This window comes from Serratia sp. FDAARGOS_506 (assembly GCF_003812745.1).
Classification (GTDB): Bacteria; Pseudomonadota; Gammaproteobacteria; order Enterobacterales; family Enterobacteriaceae; genus Serratia.
Map to the genome: position 1 here is coordinate 1,776,720 of NZ_CP033831.1, position 19,959 is coordinate 1,796,678.

The following is a 19,959-nucleotide window of genomic DNA, read 5'->3' on the forward strand; positions in this document are numbered from 1 at the left end:
GTCATCCGCGCCGCGGGTCCGGCTTGCCGGGCCCATCGCCAGATAAACCGCTCCCTCGGGGGCGGTTTTTTTTCGCCTCATGCCGGGGCCGAGCAAACTTTGCTACTATGGTTACAGCAGAAATTGACCGGCGCTTTTTACCTGACAACCAAGGACAGTGCGAACATGGACAGCCTCATTACTTTCGAAAAACTGACGGCGCAACACCTGCCTTACCTGTATGAGATCCGCTTTTCCGTTGAAGAGAACCTGCTGCATCCGCATCAGGTTCAGTATCTGCAGCGCAAACAGGCGCTGGAGGATATCAACCAGGGCGGCGGCTGGATCTGCAAATATGGCGACGACTATGCCGGCGTTGGCTTCGGATTGTTCATCCCTGAACCGCTCATCGGCGGTCTGTTCGTGAAGCCGGAATACCAGTCGCTGGGTATCGGTTCCGCCCTGTTAGCGCGGGTCACCGCCTGGATGTTTGAGCACGGCGCCGAAGCGATCCACTTAACCACCGATCCCGGCTCTAAAGCCGAAGGCTTTTATCAACATCATGGTTGGGTCGTGGTTGGGCGGGATGAATTCGGCCAGGCTGAACTGGTGAAACGCAAAGAGGGTGAATAATGAAAATCAAAGGATTGATAGCGTTACTGCTGTTTTCGTTATGCAGCGCGCCGCTGCAGGCGGCCGTTGATTATTTTTACCTGAAGCCGCTCGATGGCGAGAAGATCAAGATAACCCGGCAGATGCTGGAGGCGATGCCGTCACACACGATTAAAACCTCGACCAATTTTACCTCGGAAGATACGTTCACCGGCGTTGAGTTTGCGGAGCTGGTGAAAGCCTATCACCTGAAAGGCCAGTCGGTGCGCGCTTTCGCCTGGGACGATTACTCTTACTCGATGCCGATTAATGAGATGATTAAGTACCGCGTGATCGTCGCCTATCAGCGCGGCGGCAAGCCGATCGACGTTGGGGAGCTGGGGCCGTTCGCCATTATTTATCCGCGCGATGGCTACGCCGAGCTGAATAACCTGGATGTGAATGCGAAAACTGTCTGGCAAGTTAAGCGGCTGGAGCTGAAATAAGATGAGCAAAAAACTGATCGGTGCTCTTATCGCGTTGGTTGCCATCTTCTCCTTATTGATTTTGTTGATTGCCATTAACTTTGGCGGGGTAAAAGAGCGCTATAAGCAGATCGAGCCCAATCTGGACAACTACTCGGTGGCCGAGATCCTTTTTCTGGCGTTTGAAAGGACCAAAACCGCGCTGCTCCTCAGTGAAAACAACGATTACGATGCTTTCCAGATCAAAAAGAAAATCTTCTACTCGAAGATTCAGATCCTGGAGAGCCGTTCGACCTTCAGCGACTCTTTTTATTATGACGACGAGTTTATCAAGAATGTTGCGCTACTGAAGCAGCAGTACCGCACGTTGGACAATCTTTCCGCCGGCTTGCTGGTGGGACAGAAAAACAAGACGGACATTCTCGCTTATATGGATGATATCGAGGGCACGTTGGTCGATATCCAGGAAATTATTTATCGAATACAGATTAAAAACTTTACCGAAGTGAAAGGCATCATCCAGGACAACTCAAGTAAAGCCGAGATGTTCGCCATCTTTTCGCTGATTTTGGTGTTCCTGATGATGTTCCTGGTGCTGAGAAATGCCTTCTCGTTAAAAGAGATCATCAAGAATAAGAACATCTTTATCTCTTCCATCTACCACGAGATCGCCGGCTCGACTCAGGCCATCGTCATCGCCGCGGATATCATGGAGCACGAGCTGGCCCAGGAAGAGTTGAAAAAAGAAGCCCGCCTGATCTCCTATCACGGCAATAAAATCGCCGAACAAACGCGCGAGGTGATGGATTATTCACGGCTTGAGATGGGGGAGGTCAAAGTCAATATTTCCACCTTCCGGTTGAATGAGCTGGTGGACGATGCGATAACCGGCATTGGCGCGGGGCGCGGCAATCGCCTCGTAATTCACCGTTCGTCTTATGCCGGCCTGATTTGCTCTGATAAATACAAGCTCTATCGAATATTGGCCAACCTGCTCAGCAACGCGGACAAATTTACCCACCGGGGAGTGGTTGCCCTCAATGTGAAGCTGTGCCACGGCAATCTGTATTTGCGGGTAAAAGACACCGGTGTCGGGTTTAACGTCGATAACCTGGATCGGTTATACAAGGCGTTCAATCAGGGAGTAGAAAGGGAAACCCGGCAGGGATTGGGACTGGGGCTGACCATTATCAAAAATTATGTCACGACGATGAAAGGCGCCATCAAAGTCAAATCTGCCGAAGGGGTGGGCTCATCGTTTTTGATCCGCATCCCGGTCAAATTAATTAAAGAATAGGTTCGACAGCAGCAGCGAGGAGATAATCAGCGGCTTGGTCGGTTTTTCTACCAGGTGCACGTCATAGTGCAGGATCATATCGCCGATGTTTTTCTCATAATGATTCAGCTGGCCAGTCAGAATGATGATGCGTGCGTGCGGATCGAGGGTGTCTTTAATTTTCTTCACGACGCGTTCGGAGGTCTCGCCGAAGTCCAACAGCCAGTCCAGAATAAACGCCTCAAAGGACTGCTGTTCCAGCGCGGCCAACATGGCGTCCGCCGTTTGAAAGGTTTCGGCCTCGATGCCGTATCGGTTGGCGATCTTCTTCAACAACTCGAGGATATCGCCGTCATTGTCCAGGATCGCGATACGCGGGGCCGGCAGAAAGTCTATCTTGTTGACTTTATACAGCGGGGCATCGGTGGCATGTTCCCCATTGGTATTGATGATGAAAAGATCGTCTTTTTTGTAGGCGAAGGTTTCGTCGTTATCCGCCTGCGTGACGGGGCGCTCATCGACCTCAATGTTGCAGCGTTTGTGAATGCTGTTCATGATAAAGACGCCGTTATGCGTCCTTTGGCCGGCAAACGGCTCGTTGAAATACTGAAAAACCTTTTTGACTTCGTCGAGGGTGATGCCTCTTTTGCCATCCAGTTTCTGTTTGGCGCTGTTGTACTGAAGATCCAGTATGGTGGCCATCGTGGAGGCATGTTTTCTGTCGCCCACCCCTTTCAGAGTGAGCAGCGCGCTGATTGCATCGATGTAATTTGGCGTTTTCTTCATGACAACCTTGGCTTTTTGATGTTGACCGCGGGCGCTGAAAAACCTGCGTGAGGACCCGTGCTGGATTATAGATGAAGCCTCGGGCATTGCGGTGATATCAGTTTGATTTTCCTTGGTAAACTCAAAATACACTCGATATTAAATAAAAAAACACTCAAAAGACATTCACATTTCACCGTTTATATGGTTAATTAGCGCACATACTGTGTGATTCGCGTCCTGGGGGGGTGCCAGTCTCACAAAATAAACCGCCTGCTCTTGTCCGTAAGCAGGGAGCAGGCGGCAAAAAAGGTCCGCGGCCAACACCAGGGCCACTGATAGCACGGGGATAACCACTCGAACCTTTCTTCGTCACCGTGCCTTCTTTTTCCTCGCTCCCTGCTTTTCTGCTGTAACGGCACCCATGAATATCATCCCTGAACGCCGCTATGCCATCATCCTGCTATTGTCTTAGCCGGCAAGGCAACATACTCGTGCTCGTGTGCTCTTGTCGGAACAGGTTCGGTGTATACGCATTGCCGTGGCGGGGGCCCGGAGTCGCGTAAGAGAACCTCCGACGCGATCCGGGATGGGATAAGGCGGGGCTATCGAGAGGGTGACAGCCCCGGCCGGCGCCGGGTTTGGCGGTCGGCAAGGTCACTATAGCCGGCGGGCCTGCTGGCGCCAGCGCCGCCGTTCGGCAGTGCGCGGCCGTTCCCGCGTTTTCTTCACACGGCGGCAAACGTTGCGGCTTATTGCGCGCCGCGTCCCAGATAACCGTCCCAGTCTTTCCACACCGGCTGCAGCCCGGCGTTGCTGATGGCTTCGGCGACCTGCTGTGGCGTGCGGCCGTCGTGCGGCTCGAACTGTTCCAGCTCCGGCGGCACGTCGTCGGCGTAGCCGCCGGGCTGCGTTTTGGAGCCGGCGCTGACGCTGTTGATCGCCACCGGGATCATATGATCGCGGAAGTACGGCGACTCACGCGTAGACAGCGACAGCTCAACGTCCGGCGCGAACAGCCGGAAGGCGCAGATCAGCTGCACCAGCTGGGGCTCACTCATGATCGACGCCGGCTCAATGCCGCCGGCGCAGGGGCGCAGACGCGGGAACGAGATCGAGTAGCGGCTCTGCCAGTAGGTTTGCTGCAGGTAGAACAGATGTTCCGCCAGCAGGTAGCAGTCGGTGCGCCAGCTGTTGGACAGGCCAATCAACGCGCCGAGGCCGATCTTGTCGATCCCGGCGCGCCCAAGGCGATCCGGCGTGGCCAGGCGCCAATGGAAATCCTGCTTCTGGCCGCGCAGATGGTGCTGCAGGTAGGTGGCCGGATGGTAGGTTTCCTGATACACCAGCACGCCGTCCAGGCCCAGCGTTTTCAGTTCGGCGTACTCGTTCTGCGCCAGCGGCTGCACTTCCATCATCAGCGAGCTGAAGTGGCGCCGGATCGCCGGAATGTGCTGACGGAAATAGTCCATGCCGACCTTGGTCTGATGCTCGCCCGTGACCAGCAACAGGTGTTCGAATCCCAGCGCCTTGATGGCTTCGCACTCGCGTGCGATCTCCGCCGCATCCAGCGTTTTGCGCTTGATGCGGTTGCTCATCGAAAAGCCGCAGTAGGTGCAGTCGTTGGCGCACAGGTTAGAGAGGTACAGCGGCACATAGAAGCTGACGACGTTGCCGAAGCGCTGACGGGTCAGCTGCTGCGAGCGCTGCGCCAGCGGTTCCAGATACGGCGCGGCGGCGGGGGAGATCAGCGCCATAAAGTCGTCGCGCGTTAGCTTGTCGGCGTTCAACGCGCGTTCCACGTCGCGCGCGGTTTTGCCGTTGATGCGCAACGTAATGTCGTCCCAATCCAGCTGTTGCCAGCGGCTACTGAAGTCGTCGGCCATCACTGCGCCTCCTCTGGCTGGCTGAGGAAGGCGGTCAGCGGGCTGGAAGCGACTGCTCCGCGCTGGCTGGAGCCCAATCCGGCGCTGCGCGCCAGCTCGCCGGCCTCCAGAGCCAGGCGAAACGCCCGCGCCATTTGCACCGGGTCGCGCGCCACGGCGATGGCGGTATTCACCAGTACCGCGTCGGCGCCCAGCTCCATCGCTTCCAGTGCGTGGCTTGGTGCGCCGATGCCGGCGTCGACCACCACCGGTACCTTGGCCTGCTCGATGATAATCTCGAGGAAGTCACGGGTACGTAGACCACGGTTGGATCCGATAGGGGCGCCGAGCGGCATCACCGCCGCGCAACCCACCTCTTCCAGCCGTTTGCACAGCACCGGATCGGCGCCGCAGTAGGGCAGCACGACGAAGCCGTCTTTCACCAGCGTTTCCGCCGCCTTTAGCGTTTCTATCGGATCCGGCAGCAGGTATTTCACATCGGGGTGGATCTCCAGTTTCACCCAATGGGTGCCGAGCGCTTCGCGCGCCAGTCGGGCGGCAAACACCGCTTCGGCGGCGGTTTTGGCGCCGGAGGTGTTGGGCAACAATTTGACGCCTAGTTGCAGCAGCGGCGCCAAAATGGCGTCGTTGCCGCCGCGCAGATCGACACGCTTCATGGCCATGGTCACCAGCTGTGAGCCGGAGGCCGCCAGCGCTTCCAACATCAGCGCCGGGGTGGCGAACTTGCCGGTGCCGGTGAACAGGCGCGAGGTAAAAGTGGTATCGGCGATTTTCAGCATGTCAGCCTCCGGCGATCGCTTGAAACAGCAAAATGTCGTCACCGTCCTGCACCTGATGGTCGGCCCAGTCGGCGCGTGGAATGATGGTTTGGTTGATCGCCAGCGCTGTGCCCGGCTGGTGGCGTTCCAACTGGATCAGCAGGGCGGCGACGCTGAGCGGCTGCGCCAGCTCCAGCGGTTGGTCGTTCAGACGGATCTTCATGCCGCGCCTCCGCACACCGGGCAGGCGCGGGCCTGGCTCAGTTGCAGCGTGCTCCAGCTTTGCTGCTTGCCGTCGAACAGCCGCAGTTTGCCGCTGAGGGAGGAAGGCATGCCGGCCAGCATTTTGATGGCTTCCAGCGCTTGCAGAGTGCCGATTACGCCCACCACCGGGCCGAGCACCCCGGCGGTGCGGCAGTTGCGCTGCGGTTCTTCCTGCTCCGGGTACAGGCAGGCATAGCAGCCGTGCGCATAGGGTGGTTCGAGTACCAGCAACTGGCCGCTGAAGCCGACCGCGCTGCCGCTGATCAGCGGCTTGGCAGCGGCGATGCAGGCGGCATTGACCTCATGACGGGTCGCCATATTGTCGCAGCAGTCCAGCACCAGATCGGCGCGGGCGACCGCGTCGCGCAGCGCTTGCCCCTCCAGCCTCTGCGCCAGCGGGATGGATTCCACCAATGGGTTCAGCGCCTGCAGGTGGCGTTGCGCCAGCGCCGCCTTGCCGGTGGCGGTATCGGCGCTGCGGTAGAGGATTTGCCGCTGCAGGTTGGTGACGTGCAACTGGTCGTCGTCGGCCAGCAGCAGCGTGCCGACGCCGGCGGCGGCCAGATACAGCGAAGCTGGGGAACCGAGCCCGCCTAAACCGACGATCAGCACCGTAGCGCGCTTGAGTTTCTCCTGGCCTTCCGGGCCGACGTCCTCCAGCAGCAGCTGGCGGCTGTAGCGCAGGAATTCCTGATCGTTAAGCATCGTTCGGATCCTCGCCTTCGATCAACCGCAGCAGCTCGGCCGTCGCCGCGCGCCAGTCCGGTGCCTGGGTGATGGCGCTGACCACCGCCACGCTGCCGACGCCGCACGCCAGCACCGCCGGTACGCGATCGATGCTGATCCCGCCGATCGCCACCGTCGGGTAATCCGCCAGGCCGGCGATGTGGCGTTTCAATTCCGCCAGCCCCTGCGGCGCCGAAGGCATGTCTTTGGTTTGGGTGGGGAAGATGTGCCCCAGCGCGATGTAGGACGGTTTTACCGCCAGCGCGCGCGCCAGTTCGGCGTCATCATGGGTGGACACGCCCAGTCGCAGCCCGGCGCGGTGAATGGCCGCCAGATCGGTGGTATCGAGATCTTCCTGGCCCAGATGCACGCCGTAGGCGCCGTGCTTGATCGCCAGACGCCAGTAGTCGTTGATGAACAGCCGTGCCTGATAACGCTGGCCCAGTGCGATGGCGGCGGCGATATCTTCTTCGACCTGTTCGTCCGGCAGATCTTTGATGCGCAACTGGATCGTGGTAACGCCGGCCTCCAGCAGGCGAGCGATCCATTCCACGCTGTCGACGACCGGGTAGAGCCCCAGTTTGTGGGGCGTGGCTGGGAAGGGGGTTGTGATATCAGTCATTGCTTGTCTCCTCTTGCAGCGTGCCGGCGCTGTGATACAGCTCGCTGCCACGGGCGCGGAACTCGGCGGACATTTTCTCCATGCCGCTCAGCTGCACCTCGATCGGTTTGGCGGCCTCCTGGGCGGCGGCGTAGTCGCGCACCTCCTGCGAAATCTTCATCGAGCAGAATTTCGGCCCGCACATCGAGCAGAAGTGGGCGACCTTGCCGGATTCCTGCGGCAGGGTTTCGTCGTGATAGGCGCGCGCGGTGGCCGGATCGAGCGCCAGATTGAACTGATCTTCCCAGCGGAATTCGAAACGTGCCTTGGACATGGCGTTATCGCGGATCTGCGCGCCCGGATGGCCTTTGGCCAGATCGGCGGCGTGAGCGGCGATCTTGTAGGTGATCAGGCCCTGTTTGACGTCTTCTTTGTTCGGCAGGCCGAGGTGCTCTTTCGGTGTGACGTAACACAGCATGGCGCAGCCGAACCAGCCGATCATCGCCGCGCCAATGCCGGAAGTGAAATGGTCATAGCCCGGCGCGATATCGGTGGTCAGCGGGCCGAGGGTGTAGAACGGCGCTTCGTGGCAGTGTTCCAGCTCTTCGGTCATGTTGCGGCGGATCATCTGCATCGGCACGTGGCCCGGGCCTTCAATCATCACCTGCACGTCGTATTCCCAGGCGATCTTGGTCAGCTCGCCCAGCGTATGCAGCTCGGCGAACTGGGCTTCGTCGTTGGCGTCCTGAATCGAGCCGGGGCGCAGGCCGTCGCCGAGCGACAGCGAAACGTCGTAGGCGGCGCAGATCTCGCAGATTTCACGGAAATGCTGATAGAGGAAGTTTTCCTGATGGTGCGACAGACACCATTTGGCCATGATCGAGCCACCGCGCGACACAATGCCGGTCAGGCGTTTGGCGGTCATAGGTACGTAGCGCAGCAGTACGCCGGCGTGGATGGTGAAGTAGTCGACCCCTTGCTCCGCCTGTTCCAGCAGCGTATCGCGGAACATCTCCCAGGTGAGGTTTTCCGCCACGCCGTTGACCTTCTCCAGTGCCTGGTAGATCGGCACGGTGCCGATGGGCACCGGGCTGTTGCGCAGGATCCACTCGCGGGTTTCGTGAATATAGCGGCCGGTGGAGAGATCCATCACGGTGTCCGCGCCCCAGCGGGTGGACCACACTAGCTTCTCCACCTCTTCTTCGATCGATGACGTGACCGCCGAGTTGCCGATATTGGCGTTCACCTTCACCAGGAAGTTACGGCCAATGATCATCGGCTCCGTCTCAGGATGGTTGATGTTGGCGGGAATGATGGCGCGGCCGGCGGCCACTTCCTGACGCACGAACTCCGGCGTGATGTTGTCCGGCAGGTTGGCACCCCAGCTCTGGCCCGGATGCTGGTGGCGCAGCACCTCGCCGCGAATGCGCTCGCGCCCCATGTTTTCACGGATGGCGATGAACTCCATCTCCGGGGTGACGATACCGGCGCGGGCATAGTGCAGTTGGGTCACGCACTTACCTGGCAGCGCCCTGCGCGGCAGTGGCAGATGTTCAAAGCGCAGGTGATCCAGCCCCTCGTCCGCCAGCCGCTGTTGGGTAAAGCCGGAGCTGGCGCCGTTTAGGGGGGCGGTATCGCCGCGCGCGTCGATCCAGCCGGCGCGCAGCTTGGCCAGGCCGGCGTGCACATCGAGCTTGGCCTGCGGATCGCCGTAGGGGCCGGCGGTATCATACACCGGGATCGCCTCGTTGGGTTCATACTGCGGGCTATCTTTACTGCCGCCGACCAGGGTCGGGCTGAGCTGAATTTCGCGCATCGGCACCTGGATATCGCTGCGCGAGCCTTGTAGGTAGATGCGGCGCGAGTTCGGGAAAGCCGTGCCTTGCAGGGTGTCGATAAACTGCTGAGCGGCTTCGCGTTGCGCCTTACGGGCGCGCGGTGGATTAACGTTAGACATAGCAAGTTCCTACCAGTGTGTTGGGTTGGGAAAGTTGCTTGTCTGGAGCTCGGAGGGAGTAATGATGGTGGCCGATAAGGCAGGGCGCCCGCAAGGGGAAGGCCATGCCTGTGGCGATAGATTACTCTTGTTCCCTTCGCGGGTATTAACCCGATCAGGTTCCGCGGATCCCGAATTAACGGTCTCAGCCTGGCTGATTCGATGAACAAATCAGGCGCTAGGCACTCCGACAAGATGCCCCCCAGTATAGGAGGGATAAGAAAAAAAACTATAAAATTTTAACGCGCCGGATCCAGCGCCTGGTCCGGCAGCGGCTGCTGCGCGGCTTCCGCTTCCAGTTGGATCAGCTTATCTTCCAGCGCGAAGCGCGCCGCCAGCGTTTCGCCGATATCCGACAAGGCCTGATGAAACTCCAGACAAACCTCCTGATCGATATCCACTTCGGTATAGCGATCGTGGAACGCCATGATCTGTTCGGTATTGGCCCACAGCTTGGGATAGATGTTCACCGCCAGCGACATTTTCGGACTGGCTGCGCCTTCCACTTGTTTGATAATTCTGTCATAGATATGAAAATGCCCTGCGGAGAGGTAATCCACCAGGTTGTGGCAAAAGTTCTCCAGCGCTTTTTCATTCAGCGGCGTATGCTTTTCTTTATTCGGTTTGAGGCCTACCAGCGTGCAGTAGGCGACCAGCAACTGTTTGCGGGCCTGAAGCCATTGATCAACTAATTCATTACTACCGCCAACGCGCTGAGTCAGCCTTTCCAAACGGTTGAGCATGTTTGACTCCGTGTAAGTAATAAAAGTAACCGGTAAGTTATTAAAATGTAACAAAGCCGATTCGTAGAGTGCCAGTGAAGCTGAGGTTGTGCAACAACGATATGGAACTTGCATTAACGGGCAATGAAAACGGCTGGTGGATCGTCAGCCATGAAAGCAAACTTTGGTTACCGAACGGTGAATTGCCGTCGGGGACGGCCGCCGCCCTCGGGCTGCGGGGCCATATGGCGCGCACCATCGGTGAATGGGAGGGCGCGCCGGTCTGGCTGGTACGCCAGGCGATGCCGCGGGAGATGGGATCGGTGCGTCAGCTGTTGGATCAGGATCGCGGTCTGTTCCAGCTTGCCGGGCGCGGCGTGCAGCTGGCGGATTTCTATCGCTCCCATCGCTATTGCGGCTACTGTGGCCATGAGATGCACCTCAGCCGCACCGAAAGCGCTTGCCTGTGCGGCCACTGCAAAGAGCGGTACTATCCGCAGATTGCGCCTTGCGTGATCGTCGCCATTCGGCGCGACGATCAGATCCTGCTGGCGCAACACGTGCGCCATCGCGGCGGCATTCATACGGTGCTGGCCGGCTTCGTCGAAGTGGGCGAAACGCTGGAGCAGGCGGTGGCGCGCGAAGTGATGGAAGAGAGCAATATTGAAATCAAGAACCTGCGCTACGTTACTTCACAACCCTGGCCGTTCCCGCACTCGCTGATGATGGCCTTTATGGCCGATTACCATCAGGGCGACATTCGTCACGATCCCAAGGAGCTGCTCAACGCCGGCTGGTACCGTTACGACCAACTGCCGCTGTTGCCGCCGCCCGGCACCGTGGCGCGCCGGTTGATTGAGGACACCGTGGCGCTGTGCCGGGCAGAATAATGTACAATGGCCGGCAGATTATTAAGGGAGCCCCATAAATGACTGAGTTGAAGAACGATCGCTACCTGCGCGCGCTGTTGCGCCAGCCGGTGGATGTGACCCCCGTATGGATGATGCGCCAGGCCGGTCGTTATTTACCGGAGTACAAGGCGACCCGCGCCCAGGCCGGTGATTTCATGTCGCTGTGCAAGAACGCCGAGCTGGCCTGCGAGGTCACGCTGCAGCCGCTGCGCCGCTATGCGCTGGATGCCGCCATCCTGTTCTCCGACATTCTCACCATTCCCGACGCCATGGGGCTCGGCCTGTACTTTGAAGCCGGCGAAGGCCCGCGTTTCAGCTCCCCCGTCACCTGCCGCGCCGACGTCGACAAGCTGCCGGTGTTCGATCCGGAAGTGGAATTAGGCTATGTGATGAACGCGGTGCGCACCATTCGCCGCGAGTTGAAGGGCGAAGTGCCGCTGATCGGCTTCTCCGGCAGCCCGTGGACACTGGCGACTTATATGGTCGAAGGCGGCAGCAGCAAGGCCTTCACCAAGCTGAAAAAGATGATGTATGCCGAGCCGGCCACGCTGCATCTGTTGCTGGACAAGCTGGCGGACAGCGTGATCCTGTACCTCAATGCCCAGATCAAGGCCGGCGCGCAGTCGGTGATGGTGTTCGACACCTGGGGCGGGGTGCTGACCGGGCGCGATTATCGCGAGTTCTCTTTGCACTACATGCACAAGATCGTCGACGGCCTGCTGCGTGAAAACGATGGCCGCCGCGTGCCGGTGACGCTGTTCACCAAAGGCGGCGGGCAGTGGCTGGAAGCGATGGCCGCCACCGGCTGCGATGCGCTGGGGCTGGATTGGACTACCGACATCGCGGACGCACGTCGGCGGGTGGGCGACAAAGTGGCGCTGCAGGGCAATATGGATCCGTCGATGCTTTATGCCTCCCCGGCGCGCATCGCGGAAGAAGTGGAGACCATTCTGGCCGGTTTCGGCCACGGCAACGGCCATGTGTTCAACCTGGGCCACGGCATCCATCAGGATGTGCCGCCGGAGCACGCCGGCGCCTTCGTCGAGGCGGTACACACGCACTCGGCGAAATACCACCGTTAAGGATCCGATGTGACCGATATGGCGGCCCTGCGCGCCGAACAGCTGCGGCGAGCGGCTGAAGTCATTCGCTACGACGATCTGCCGGCCGAACCGCCGGCCTTCATCGCCGGCGCCGACGTGGGCTTCGAGCAAGAGGGGGCGGTGACGCGCGCCGCCATCGCCATCCTGCGCTATCCGTCGCTGGAGCTGGTGGAATACCAGGTGGCCCGCATCGCCACCGTCATGCCCTACATTCCGGGCTTCCTGTCGTTTCGCGAATACCCGGCGCTGTTGGCCGCCTGGGCGCAGCTGCAGCGGAAACCGGGGCTGATCTTCGTCGATGGGCATGGCATTTCGCATCCGCGGCGCCTCGGCGTCGCCAGCCATTTCGGCCTGCTGGTCGATGTGCCGACCATCGGCGTGGCCAAGAAGCGTCTGTGCGGCAAATTTGCGCCGCTGGACGCCGCCGTCGGCGCGTTGGCGCCGTTGGAAGATAAGGGTGAACAGCTGGGCTGGGTGTGGCGAAGCAAGGCGCGTTGCAACCCGCTGTTCATCTCTACCGGTCACCGCGTGGGCGCCGACAGTGCGCTGGCGTGGGTGCAGCACTGTATGGCGGGCTACCGTTTGCCGGAGCCGACCCGCTGGGCTGACGCCATCGCATCGCGTCGTCCGGCGTTTCAGCGGTGGTTGCAGCAGCATCCGGAGGTGTCGCCATGAGCGATTTCGGGTACACTGCGCCGCAGATAACGCGTAAGAGAGTAAAGCATGCTACGTAACCCGATTCATTTACGCCTGGAACGGCTCGAGGCCTGGCAACATTTGACCTTTATGGCCAGTTTGTGCGAGCGTATGTACCCGAATTACCAGATGTTCTGCAAACAGACCGAGTTCGGCGATCCGGCGGTTTATCGCCGCATTCTGGATTTGGTGTGGGAAACGCTGGTGGTTAAGGATGCCAAGGTCAACTTCGACAGCCAGCTCGAGAAGTTGGAAGAGGCGATTCCGTCGGCGGAAGATTACGATCTTTACGGCGTTTACCCGGCAATTGATGCCTGTATCGCATTAGGGGAACTGATCCATTCGCGGCTCGGCGGGGAGACGCTGGAGCACGCCATCGCCATCAGCGAAACATCGATTCGCACCGTGGCGATGTTGGAAATGACCCAAGCCGGTAAGGAAATGACCGACGAAGAGTTGGAAAGTTTGCCTGCGGTAGAGGAAGAATGGGACATTCAATGGGAAATTTTCCGCCTGTTGGACGCCTGTGAAGAGCGCGATATAGACCTGATCAAGGGGCTGCGATCCGACCTGCGAGAGGCCGGTGTCAGCAACATCGGGATAAATTTAGCGCAATAAGGCAACAAAACGTGATTTAACGCCTGATTTGTCATGCCTTAAGGCTTCACATCCGCACCCTGTCTGGTCTACATTTGGGGGGCGTAAAAAAAGTGGCTATCGGTGCGTGTATGCAGGAGAGTGCTGTCAATCGGCATATCCGTCGCACTCGATGCTTTGCAAACGATAAACACACTGTAAGGATAACTTATGAACAAGACTCAACTGATTGATGTAATCGCGGACAAGGCTGACCTTTCCAAAGCACAAGCTAAACTGGCTCTGGAATCCACCCTGGCTGCTATTACTGAGTCTCTGAAAGAAGGTGATGCAGTACAATTGGTTGGCTTCGGTACTTTCAAAGTAAACCATCGTAGCGAGCGCACTGGCCGCAACCCGCAGACTGGCAAAGAAATCAAAATCGCAGCAGCCAACGTGCCTGCGTTCGTTTCTGGCAAAGCACTGAAAGACGCTGTTAAATAAGACCGCGCCTCGGTGAAAAGATTAAACAGAGGGGCGATGGCGCCCCTTTTGTTTACTCGTCGGGCGCTCATGGCCGTTGGCATCGCCGTCGGCCTGAGCGCCTGCAGTTCCCATTCCGATATTCCCAGCTTTACCGCCAGCGGCTTCGTGGCCGATCAGGGCGTGATACGCCTGTGGCGTAAAGACGATGAGCAACAGCGCCCGCAGGTGCTGGTCAGCGTCTACAGCCCTTATCGCGGTCCGGGCACCATCACCACGTTGTACACCTATCAGGGCGATGTGCTGCGCCAAATCAAACGCAACGACGCCGACGGCGATCGAGACTCTATTCAACTGCGCTTTGCCGACGACGGCACGGTGAGCTTTATGCAGCGCCAGCTGGCGACACGCCGCGAACCGCTGACCAGCGATGAAATCGCCCTGTATCAATATCAGGCGCGGCGGATCCTCGAAGTGAGCAATGCGCTGCGCGCCGGCAAGGTGAAATTGCTGCAGGGGCGTTGGATGCAGGGGGAAGTGCAAACCTGCGACGGTCAACGCATGAAACCGGGGCTGGATGCTGCCGCCATCGTCTGGATCGAAAAGCGTGCTCGCAGCAGCAGCCGGCCGGTGAGCATCGCCTGGCTGGAAGCACCCGAAGGCAGCGAACTGCTGCTGGTGGCGAACGACGACTTCTGCAGCTGGGAACCGAAAGAAGACCAGCTATAAAAAAGGCCCCGCGCAGCGGAGCCTCTTGCCATGAACTTCCACGGTCAAATCACTTGCCGCGCACAATCGCGCGATAACCGATATCTTTGCGGCAGAAGCTGCCCGGCCACTGAATGCCTTCGGCCAGCTGGTAGGCGCGTTGCTGCGCCTGTGCCACGGTGTCGCCCAGCGCCGTTACGCACAGCACGCGGCCGCCGCTGGTGACGACGTCATTGCCCTGCAGGTTTGTCCCGGCATGGAAGACCTTGCCGTCGGCGCTTTCCCGCTGCGGCAATCCCTGGATAATTTCGCCGTTGCGATAGTCGCCCGGATAACCGCCGGCCGCCAGCACTACGCCGAGCGCAGGGCGTTCGTCCCAGTCGGAGCTTTTCTCGTTCAGGCGGCCTTCCGCACCCGCCAGGCACAGTTCCACCAGATCGGAACGCAGGCGCAGCATGATTGGTTGGGTTTCGGGATCGCCAAAACGACAGTTGAATTCGATCACCTTCGGCTGGCCATCGGCGGCGATCATCAGGCCGGCGTACAGGAAGCCGACGTAGGTATTGCCTTCCGCCGCCATGCCGCGCACCGTCGGCCAGATCACCTGGTCCATGGCGCGCTGGTGGATTTCGTCGGTCACAACAGGCGCCGGGGAGTAGGCACCCATGCCGCCGGTGTTCGGGCCGGTGTCGCCGTCGCCGACGCGTTTGTGGTCCTGGCTGGTCGCCATCGGCACCACGTTCTCGCCGTCGACCATCACGATGAAGCTCGCTTCTTCGCCGTCGAGGAACTCTTCCACCACGATGCGATGACCGGCGTCACCGAAGGCGTTGCCGGCCAGCATGTCACGCACTGCCGCTTCGGCCTCCTGCAGCGTCATCGCGACGATCACGCCTTTACCGGCCGCCAGGCCATCGGCCTTGATGACGATCGGCGCGCCTTTGCGGCGCACATAGGCCAGCGCCGGCTCCACCTCGGTGAAGTTTTCATATTCGGCGGTCGGGATGCGGTGGCGCGCCAGGAAATCCTTGGTGAAGGCTTTAGAGCCTTCGAGCTGCGCGGCGGCCTGTGTGGGGCCGAAGATCTTCAGGCCGGCGGCCTGGAAGGCGTCGACCACGCCGATCACCAGCGGCGCTTCCGGCCCGACGATGGTCAGACCGATGTCATGGCTCTGGGCGAAAGCGACCAGGGCAGGGATATCGGTGGCGGCGATCGCCACGTTTTCCAGATTGGCTTCCAACGCGGTGCCGGCATTGCCCGGCGCTACGTACACTTTGTCCGCCAGCGGAGACTGGGCGGCTTTCCAGGCCAGCGCGTGTTCGCGCCCGCCGTTGCCGATAATCAAAATGTTCATCAGGGGCTCCACGAATGGCGTGCGCCGGAGCGCACGCGGCAAAAGGAATTAATGGCGGAAGTGACGCATGTCGGTGAAGATCATCGCGATGCCGTGCTCGTTGGCGGCTGCGATCACTTCGTCGTCGCGGATAGAGCCGCCCGGCTGGATCACGCAGGTGATGCCGACTGCCGCTGCGGCATCGATGCCGTCGCGGAACGGGAAGAAGGCGTCGGAGGCCATGGCGGACCCTTTCACTTCCAGCCCTTCGTCGCTTGCTTTGATGCCGGCGATCTTGGCGGAGTAAACGCGGCTCATCTGGCCGGCACCTATGCCGATGGTCATGTTGTCACGTGCATAAACGATGGCGTTGGATTTCACGAACTTGGCCACTTTCCAGCAGAACAGCGCGTCGCGCAGTTCCTGTTCGGTCGGCTGGCGCTCGGATACCACGCGCAGATCGGCGGCGGTCACCATGCCCAGATCGCGATCCTGCACCAGCAGGCCGCCGTTGACGCGCTTGAAGTCCAGCCCCGCCACGCGTTGCTGCCACTGGCCGCAGGCCAGCACGCGCACGTTCTGTTTGGCAGCCAGCAGGGAGCGCGCTTCCTGGGTGACGTTTGGCGCGATGATCACTTCCACGAACTGGCGGCTGATGATCGCCTGCGCGGTGGCGGCGTCCAGCTCGCGGTTAAAGGCGATGATGCCGCCAAAGGCGGAGGTCGGGTCGGTTTGATAAGCGCGCTCGTAGGCGGTCAGGATATCGTCGCCGATCGCCACGCCGCAAGGGTTGGCGTGCTTGACGATCACGCAGGCCGGCTCGGCGAACTCTTTCACGCATTCCAGCGCGGCGTCGGTGTCGGCGATGTTGTTATAGGACAGCGCTTTGCCCTGCAGCTGCTCGGCGGTCGCGACGGACGCTTCCTTTACCTCTTCTTCTATATAGAAGGCGGCCTGCTGGTGGCTGTTCTCACCGTAACGCATATCCTGCTTCTTGATGTAGTTGAGGTTCAGGGTCCGCGGGAAGCGGCCGGACGGCTGTTCGGTCTCGCCGTGGTACGCAGGCACCCGCTCACCGAAGTAGTTGGCGATCATGCTGTCGTAGGCGGCGGTGTGTTCGAAGGCTTTGATGGCGAGATCGAAGCGGGTGGCATAGCGCAGCGAGCCGTCGTTGTTGTCCATCTCGGCAATGATGGCGGCGTAGTCGCTGCTCTTCACGACGATGGCGACGTCTTTATGGTTCTTGGCGGCGGAGCGCACCATGGTCGGGCCGCCGATATCGATATTCTCGACCGCGTCTTCCAGCGAGCAATCCGGGCGCGCCACGGTTTGGGCGAACGGATACAGATTGACGACCACCATGTCGATAGGCTTGATGTCATGCTGATTCATGACGGCGTCGTCCTGGCCGCGGCGGCCGAGGATACCGCCGTGAACTTTCGGGTGCAGGGTCTTAACTCGTCCGTCCATCATTTCCGGGAAACCGGTGTAGTCGGAAACTTCGGTAACGGGCAGGCCGGCGTCTGCCAGCAGGCGGGCGGTGCCGCCGGTGGAGAGCAATTCAACGCCGCGCTGGGAAAGCGCTTCGGCGAATTCAACGATACCGGCTTTGTCAGACACGCTGAGCAGGGCCCGGCGGATTGGACGAGGTTGTTGCATGGTTTTATCCCTTGGCTTTGAGTCGCAATTAAAGAGCGTTACGTGAATGTCCACCTCGTTCTCTCTCTATAAGGAAGGTTTTTTTGCCTTATAAGGGAGGTGCAGGCACATATTCAGGTAACGCCCCCATAAAAAGGGGGATCGTTTCGTCGCGGGGAATTGTAGCGAAAACGTTTGCGTGGTGCTCGTAAATTTTCCGTACAAATCGCATCTGTGGATAACACTGTGTGCAAGTGGGTATAAGGCGGGGTTTTGCTGTGGAATGCAGCGAACGATCGTTTTTGCCGAAAATACCTGTTGCGGCCTGCGAGGAACTCCCTATAATGCGCCTCCATCGACACGGAACATGTGAACAACTTCACAGAGTATCCGGGGGTCGCAGAGAAAAATCCTGAAAATTAGGGTTGACTCTGAAAGAGGAAAGCGTAATATACGCCACCTCGAGTTAGCAAGCGAAAGCGCCTAACTCACTGCTCTTTAACAATTTATCAGACAATCTGTGTGGGCACTCCACAAGACGATATCCAGCATCTTCGGATGCAAAAAAATATCAAGTCTTGAAGAGTGACTAACTGAAGTAAAATTCATGCAGTAAATCTTTGAGCATCGCTTCTCGAGTGGAAGCAAATCAAGCTTTAAATTGAAGAGTTTGATCATGGCTCAGATTGAACGCTGGCGGCAGGCTTAACACATGCAAGTCGAGCGGTAGCACGGGGGAGCTTGCTCCCTGGGTGACGAGCGGCGGACGGGTGAGTAATGTCTGGGAAACTGCCTGATGGAGGGGATAACTACTGGAAACGGTAGCTAATACCGCATAACGTCGCAAGACCAAAGAGGGGACCTTCGGGCCTCTTGCCATCAGATGTGCCCAGATGGGATTAGCTAGTAGGTGGGGTAATGGCTCACCTAGGCGACGATCCCTAGCTGGTCTGAGAGGATGACCAGCCACACTGGAACTGAGACACGGTCCAGACTCCTACGGGAGGCAGCAGTGGGGAATATTGCACAATGGGCGCAAGCCTGATGCAGCCATGCCGCGTGTGTGAAGAAGGCCTTCGGGTTGTAAAGCACTTTCAGCGAGGAGGAAGGTGGTGAGCCTAATACGCTCATCAATTGACGTTACTCGCAGAAGAAGCACCGGCTAACTCCGTGCCAGCAGCCGCGGTAATACGGAGGGTGCAAGCGTTAATCGGAATTACTGGGCGTAAAGCGCACGCAGGCGGTTTGTTAAGTCAGATGTGAAATCCCCGGGCTCAACCTGGGAACTGCATTTGAAACTGGCAAGCTAGAGTCTCGTAGAGGGGGTAGAATTCCAGGTGTAGCGGTGAAATGCGTAGAGATCTGGAGGAATACCGGTGGCGAAGGCGGCCCCCTGGACGAAGACTGACGCTCAGGTGCGAAAGCGTGGGGAGCAAACAGGATTAGATACCCTGGTAGTCCACGCTGTAAACGATGTCGATTTGGAGGTTGTGCCCTTGAGGCGTGGCTTCCGGAGCTAACGCGTTAAATCGACCGCCTGGGGAGTACGGCCGCAAGGTTAAAACTCAAATGAATTGACGGGGGCCCGCACAAGCGGTGGAGCATGTGGTTTAATTCGATGCAACGCGAAGAACCTTACCTACTCTTGACATCCAGAGAACTTTCCAGAGATGGATTGGTGCCTTCGGGAACTCTGAGACAGGTGCTGCATGGCTGTCGTCAGCTCGTGTTGTGAAATGTTGGGTTAAGTCCCGCAACGAGCGCAACCCTTATCCTTTGTTGCCAGCGGTTCGGCCGGGAACTCAAAGGAGACTGCCAGTGATAAACTGGAGGAAGGTGGGGATGACGTCAAGTCATCATGGCCCTTACGAGTAGGGCTACACACGTGCTACAATGGCATATACAAAGAGAAGCGACCTCGCGAGAGCAAGCGGACCTCATAAAGTATGTCGTAGTCCGGATTGGAGTCTGCAACTCGACTCCATGAAGTCGGAATCGCTAGTAATCGTAGATCAGAATGCTACGGTGAATACGTTCCCGGGCCTTGTACACACCGCCCGTCACACCATGGGAGTGGGTTGCAAAGAAGTAGGTAGCTTAACCTTCGGGAGGGCGCTTACCACTTTGTGATTCATGACTGGGGTGAAGTCGTAACAAGGTAACCGTAGGGGAACCTGCGGTTGGATCACCTCCTTACCTAAAGATATTGATTCGAGTGGCGTGCTCACACAGATTGTCTGATAGAAAGTAACGAGCAGAAATACCTTTATAGGCTTGTAGCTCAGGTGGTTAGAGCGCACCCCTGATAAGGGTGAGGTCGGTGGTTCAAGTCCACTCAGGCCTACCACTTCTCGGAAGTGGAAAAGGTACTGCGCGTGACTGTATGGGGCTATAGCTCAGCTGGGAGAGCGCCTGCCTTGCACGCAGGAGGTCAGCGGTTCGATCCCGCTTAGCTCCACCAT

19 protein-coding genes, 2 tRNA genes, 1 rRNA gene and 1 riboswitch are annotated in these 19,959 nt (G+C 58.8%); of the genes, 12 read left to right on the forward strand and 10 right to left on the reverse strand.

Annotated elements, in window-relative coordinates; genetic code table 11:
- Positions 1 to 165 precede the first annotated feature (165 nt).
- The 3 genes from EGY12_RS08630 to EGY12_RS08640 are packed head-to-tail and all read left to right on the forward strand — an operon-like array spanning position 166 to position 2,352.
- Complete coding sequence (locus EGY12_RS08630) at positions 166 to 612, forward strand: N-acetyltransferase (RefSeq protein WP_123893147.1); 447 nt, start codon at positions 166 to 168, stop codon at positions 610 to 612.
- Positions 612 to 1,076, forward strand: coding sequence for an oxidoreductase (locus tag EGY12_RS08635; protein ID WP_123893148.1), 465 nt, complete (start codon positions 612 to 614; stop codon positions 1,074 to 1,076). Before EGY12_RS08630 ends, EGY12_RS08635 begins: the two co-directional genes overlap by 1 nt.
- Before the next feature lies 1 nt (position 1,077).
- Positions 1,078 to 2,352 carry a sensor histidine kinase KdpD gene (locus tag EGY12_RS08640; protein WP_123893149.1) on the forward strand — a complete coding sequence of 425 codons (1,275 nt, stop codon included), beginning with the start codon at positions 1,078 to 1,080 and terminating at the stop codon, positions 2,350 to 2,352.
- On the opposite strand, the gene EGY12_RS08645 is transcribed toward EGY12_RS08640, so the two are convergent.
- The 8 genes from EGY12_RS08645 to EGY12_RS08680 all read right to left on the reverse strand — a co-directional run bounded on the left by EGY12_RS08645 (position 2,338) and on the right by EGY12_RS08680 (position 10,070).
- Positions 2,338 to 3,033 (reverse strand): response regulator, encoded by a 696-nt coding sequence (locus EGY12_RS08645; protein WP_319023234.1) that lies wholly within the window; start codon positions 3,031 to 3,033, stop codon positions 2,338 to 2,340. The genes EGY12_RS08640 and EGY12_RS08645 overlap by 15 nt on opposite strands.
- An 815-nt stretch (positions 3,034 to 3,848) precedes the next feature.
- Positions 3,849 to 4,982 (reverse strand): 2-iminoacetate synthase ThiH, encoded by a 1,134-nt coding sequence (gene thiH / locus EGY12_RS08650; protein WP_123893151.1) that lies wholly within the window; start codon positions 4,980 to 4,982, stop codon positions 3,849 to 3,851.
- On the reverse strand, positions 4,982 to 5,761 hold the full coding sequence (locus EGY12_RS08655; RefSeq protein WP_123893152.1) for a thiazole synthase: 780 nt from the start codon (positions 5,759 to 5,761) through the stop codon (positions 4,982 to 4,984). The genes thiH and EGY12_RS08655 overlap by 1 nt, the downstream gene beginning before the upstream one ends.
- A 1-nt stretch (position 5,762) precedes the next feature.
- A complete protein-coding gene (gene thiS, locus EGY12_RS08660) occupies positions 5,763 to 5,963 on the reverse strand; it encodes a sulfur carrier protein ThiS (RefSeq protein ID WP_123893153.1) in 201 nt (66 codons plus the stop codon).
- The gene (locus EGY12_RS08665) at positions 5,960 to 6,709 is read right to left on the reverse strand and encodes a HesA/MoeB/ThiF family protein (RefSeq protein ID WP_123893154.1); all 750 of its coding nucleotides are present in this window, start codon (positions 6,707 to 6,709) and stop codon (positions 5,960 to 5,962) included. The genes thiS and EGY12_RS08665 overlap by 4 nt, the downstream gene beginning before the upstream one ends.
- Positions 6,702 to 7,352, reverse strand: coding sequence for a thiamine phosphate synthase (thiE, locus tag EGY12_RS08670; protein ID WP_123893155.1), 651 nt, complete (start codon positions 7,350 to 7,352; stop codon positions 6,702 to 6,704). The genes EGY12_RS08665 and thiE overlap by 8 nt, the downstream gene beginning before the upstream one ends.
- Positions 7,345 to 9,288 (reverse strand): phosphomethylpyrimidine synthase ThiC, encoded by a 1,944-nt coding sequence (gene thiC / locus EGY12_RS08675; protein WP_123893156.1) that lies wholly within the window; start codon positions 9,286 to 9,288, stop codon positions 7,345 to 7,347. Before thiC ends, thiE begins: the two co-directional genes overlap by 8 nt.
- Before the next feature lie 114 nt (positions 9,289 to 9,402).
- Positions 9,403 to 9,527, reverse strand: a riboswitch (TPP riboswitch).
- A gap of 39 nt (positions 9,528 to 9,566) precedes the next feature.
- Entirely contained in the window at positions 9,567 to 10,070 is a 504-nt protein-coding gene (locus tag EGY12_RS08680) for an Rsd/AlgQ family anti-sigma factor (RefSeq protein ID WP_048232444.1), read from the reverse strand.
- A 101-nt stretch (positions 10,071 to 10,171) separates the two neighbouring features.
- On the opposite strand from EGY12_RS08680, the gene nudC reads away from it, so the two are divergent.
- The 6 genes from nudC to EGY12_RS08710 all read left to right on the forward strand — a co-directional run bounded on the left by nudC (position 10,172) and on the right by EGY12_RS08710 (position 14,547).
- Complete coding sequence (nudC, locus tag EGY12_RS08685; RefSeq protein ID WP_060425367.1) at positions 10,172 to 10,939, forward strand: NAD(+) diphosphatase; 768 nt, start codon at positions 10,172 to 10,174, stop codon at positions 10,937 to 10,939.
- Between the two features lie 38 nt (positions 10,940 to 10,977).
- A complete protein-coding gene (gene hemE, locus EGY12_RS08690; RefSeq protein WP_123893157.1) occupies positions 10,978 to 12,042 on the forward strand; it encodes a uroporphyrinogen decarboxylase in 1,065 nt (354 codons plus the stop codon).
- A gap of 9 nt (positions 12,043 to 12,051) precedes the next feature.
- A complete protein-coding gene (nfi, locus tag EGY12_RS08695; RefSeq protein ID WP_123893158.1) occupies positions 12,052 to 12,738 on the forward strand; it encodes a deoxyribonuclease V in 687 nt (228 codons plus the stop codon).
- A 48-nt stretch (positions 12,739 to 12,786) separates the two neighbouring features.
- Positions 12,787 to 13,377: a YjaG family protein gene (locus EGY12_RS08700; protein WP_025160203.1), complete on the forward strand. Its 591-nt coding sequence runs from the start codon at positions 12,787 to 12,789 to the stop codon at positions 13,375 to 13,377.
- Between the two features lie 189 nt (positions 13,378 to 13,566).
- On the forward strand, positions 13,567 to 13,839 hold the full coding sequence (gene hupA, locus EGY12_RS08705) for a nucleoid-associated protein HU-alpha (RefSeq protein ID WP_004929874.1): 273 nt from the start codon (positions 13,567 to 13,569) through the stop codon (positions 13,837 to 13,839).
- A 36-nt stretch (positions 13,840 to 13,875) separates the two neighbouring features.
- The gene (locus EGY12_RS08710) at positions 13,876 to 14,547 is read left to right on the forward strand and encodes a DUF1481 domain-containing protein (protein ID WP_123893159.1); all 672 of its coding nucleotides are present in this window, start codon (positions 13,876 to 13,878) and stop codon (positions 14,545 to 14,547) included.
- 49 nt (positions 14,548 to 14,596) lie between these two features.
- On the opposite strand, the gene purD is transcribed toward EGY12_RS08710, so the two are convergent.
- Both purD and purH read right to left on the reverse strand, forming a co-directional pair.
- Complete coding sequence (gene purD, locus EGY12_RS08715; protein ID WP_123893160.1) at positions 14,597 to 15,880, reverse strand: phosphoribosylamine--glycine ligase; 1,284 nt, start codon at positions 15,878 to 15,880, stop codon at positions 14,597 to 14,599.
- A gap of 48 nt (positions 15,881 to 15,928) precedes the next feature.
- The gene (purH, locus tag EGY12_RS08720; protein WP_123893161.1) at positions 15,929 to 17,518 is read right to left on the reverse strand and encodes a bifunctional phosphoribosylaminoimidazolecarboxamide formyltransferase/IMP cyclohydrolase; all 1,590 of its coding nucleotides are present in this window, start codon (positions 17,516 to 17,518) and stop codon (positions 15,929 to 15,931) included.
- 637 nt (positions 17,519 to 18,155) lie between these two features.
- Here purH and EGY12_RS08725 point away from each other — a divergent pair.
- The 3 genes from EGY12_RS08725 (at position 18,156) to EGY12_RS08735 (ending at position 19,958) form a co-directional block, all read left to right on the forward strand.
- A 16S ribosomal RNA gene (locus tag EGY12_RS08725) occupies positions 18,156 to 19,693 on the forward strand.
- Positions 19,694 to 19,767: 74 nt separating this feature from the next.
- Positions 19,768 to 19,844 (forward strand) — tRNA-Ile (locus EGY12_RS08730).
- A gap of 38 nt (positions 19,845 to 19,882) precedes the next feature.
- Positions 19,883 to 19,958: transfer RNA gene (locus EGY12_RS08735), tRNA-Ala, on the forward strand.
- Position 19,959 lies beyond the last annotated feature (1 nt).